4 protein-coding genes are annotated in these 2633 nt (G+C 42.1%); 2 read left to right on the forward strand and 2 right to left on the reverse strand.

Going from position 1 to position 2633, the window contains the following annotated elements; all coding sequences use genetic code 11:
* Positions 1 to 458 (reverse strand): hypothetical protein (locus KP814_RS32250; protein ID WP_216740627.1); only part of this gene is annotated, 458 nt, incomplete at its 3' end.
* A 216-nt stretch (positions 459 to 674) separates the two neighbouring features.
* Here KP814_RS32250 and KP814_RS32255 point away from each other — a divergent pair.
* The gene (locus KP814_RS32255; RefSeq protein ID WP_216740628.1) at positions 675 to 1661 is read left to right on the forward strand and encodes a hypothetical protein; all 987 of its coding nucleotides are present in this window, start codon (positions 675 to 677) and stop codon (positions 1659 to 1661) included.
* A gap of 389 nt (positions 1662 to 2050) precedes the next feature.
* Positions 2051 to 2434, forward strand: a complete 384-nt coding sequence (locus KP814_RS32260; protein WP_216740629.1) for a hypothetical protein — start codon at positions 2051 to 2053, stop codon at positions 2432 to 2434.
* Here KP814_RS32260 and KP814_RS32265 read toward each other — a convergent pair.
* On the reverse strand, positions 2415 to 2633 hold a 219-nt coding region (locus KP814_RS32265), incomplete at its 5' end, for a hypothetical protein (RefSeq protein WP_216740630.1). The two genes, KP814_RS32260 and KP814_RS32265, sit on opposite strands and share 20 nt — an antisense overlap.

The following is a 2633-nucleotide window of genomic DNA, read 5'->3' on the forward strand; positions in this document are numbered from 1 at the left end:
ATATCCTTACGCAGCGTGCGTTGCACATCCGCGCAACTAAACGAATAAACCCCGTTCAGGATCTCGGCGTTCTCGATGATCTGCGTGGCCACCAGGACAAAGTCTTGCCACTGCAAACCACGCTCGCCGACCCAGACGCGCACGCGTTTGCCGCGTAGACCCTTGCGGTCGCCCAGCTTGGCTTTTTGCAGCGCGGTCAGGTTGTGGTCCAGCGCCTCAAATTCCAGGCTACCGATGGACGCCAAGCCTTTGTCGGGTTGGATTTTTTGCGATGTGCCAGACAAAGTGCGGGCGTTCAACACGCCATCATACACTACGCCAGACAGACCGGATACGGGACCGCTGGTCAGATACACCACGTCCTCGTTGGCGCGATCAAACGATAGCTCGACGACATAGACGGGCGACACGCTCTCGCCGCTCCAGGCGGAGACGAATTCGCTATTGCTCACTCTCATCAGGTTAGAACCTATCGGTAATAATTGAAGGGATTAAATAGAAGTCAAACAATCAAGGCAGTGCACATGGGGGGGAGGCATAAAAGACTGCACAGAAAATTCAGTAGTGCTACGGATTGATAACCTGTGTAGAAAACGGTCAACTAACACAAATAGTAAAATATACGTACACAAGGATAACGTATAAAACCATTTCCGAGCCTAATAGTTATGCTTATGTTTCAAAAATTTATAACCAGCAATAGTTTAACCCCCATCAGTAATTACGAGCGAGAAGCTGTTAAAAAAGGAAAAGAGAAGCTGACTTCTGACAAAATGTCTCAGCTAGATCAGAGAAATGCTGAGCTTGAACGAAAGAATGCTGAGCTTGAACGAAAGAATGCTGAGCTTGAACGAAAGAATGCTGAGCTTGAGACTTCAAGTAGAGAGCTTACAAGTCTACTAATGGACCAAATGCGCTCCAATAGCTCTCTAGGGAACGTTATCTCATTATTCGAAAATTGTAGCCACGAAAGCGACCCATTAAATATTGCAGTCAACATTCAAGAATCCCTAACTGTCTTTGATACAGAATATTGCTTTCTGATTAATTTTCCTGAGCAACATTATATATTCTCCAATGATGGATACATAACTGATTTACAAGAAAAAATAATGACACACTTAACACTTCAGCAGGATAGGATAATACGTTTTAACAACAAGACGATCATCAATTACCCATACTTCTCATTATGTCTTAAATCGCTAGACGAGAATAAGTTAGATGACTTAACCAGACTGACCCAAGTATGCGACTATATCATTGAAAACTTGGCAAAAAACAATCAAGAGAAGGCTGTCAAACGCCGCCTAAGCCAGAAAGCCTTGTCCGACACTATTGAGCTATTGGACAATATCCTGGACCTAGAAACCGCCTGCAATAACTGCACAATAGACTGCTTCTCAGATTTTCGGTGGACCATACAAAGCTCTATTATTGGCATGGATTTGGCTCCAGAAGAGGAGAGCAGAATAACACACGTCCTTGAGCAGCTTCTTGAGCAGTTTGAAGAAAGACAGGTTTCGAGTAGGACAATTGATAAATATCTACGCAGAGCAAAATGTACTTTAATTAGCATTGACTCGGAGTCTTCTTCAGATGATGCTCAACCGTATAAAGAAACCAACAAGTCATTGAATTTAAAGTCTCTTATTCGATGACAGAATTTAAAGCCAAAAGTTCACACCAAACATCCATATAGACTCCAATAATGTGTAATTGAAAACAACACCTCACATCCTACACTTAAAGACAAATATGGATAAAAACCAATTGAAATTACCGAATTTAAGATCAATAGCTCGGTATCCATACTCAATAAACTTCAAGGAACATGTATAGAAATAATACTCCAATTGAGGTCATAAAATTGTCAATTAAAGCTCCGACTCACTCTGATTCTTCATACCCAAAAGCTACAGAGATTTGTCTATACAAATTTCAGGACTTTGGTTGCACACTAATTGATAACAGTTATCATTACAAGAGAATAATCGAATTATTAACAAAGCATTTAGACTCATCGGATCCGCACCAGCTAGCACTGTCCGTGAAAAAAGCACTTTCTTATTATGATATTCCCTCCTACATATTCAAGCTGTCCATTAATAATAAGGCATGGATCCTTTCTAATGGAGATTACCTATTACTAACTGATGTTGATGAAATTTCAGAACTAGCGTTAGAGCCCCACCACGTTCTATTTCATGAAAGTTATTGGATAACAGTAAACAAATTTTTCAGCATTAAAATGACTGTAGATATGCTTGAGAGAGAGCGATATATGGAGCCGCTATTTCTACTAACAAAAACCGTCAACTCAATAGCCGCCTCCATCGCCACCAAAGAAACTAAAGAAACTAAAGAAACTAAAGAAACCAGCTTCCATTCTGTTACTGCCCTTCCTACTAGCGTTAAAGCGCACGCATCTTAAATGAATAGCGTAAGTAATCCGTCGTGACGTAGCGCTCCTCTTTCCAGGTAATCGGATCCAGCATAGCGGGTTGTAGCGGGCTCGCTCGGTCGCCATGGAGGCTGACCATAAAGCTCTCGCCACCGCTAACGGACCCCAGAAACTCACGCATTTCCGCTATTTGTTCTGGTTGGTTCATGTATACGGTGGCGATGTCATA

It is taken from the genome of Hahella sp. HN01 (assembly GCF_018986435.1).
Classification (GTDB): Bacteria; Pseudomonadota; Gammaproteobacteria; order Pseudomonadales; family Oleiphilaceae; genus Hahella.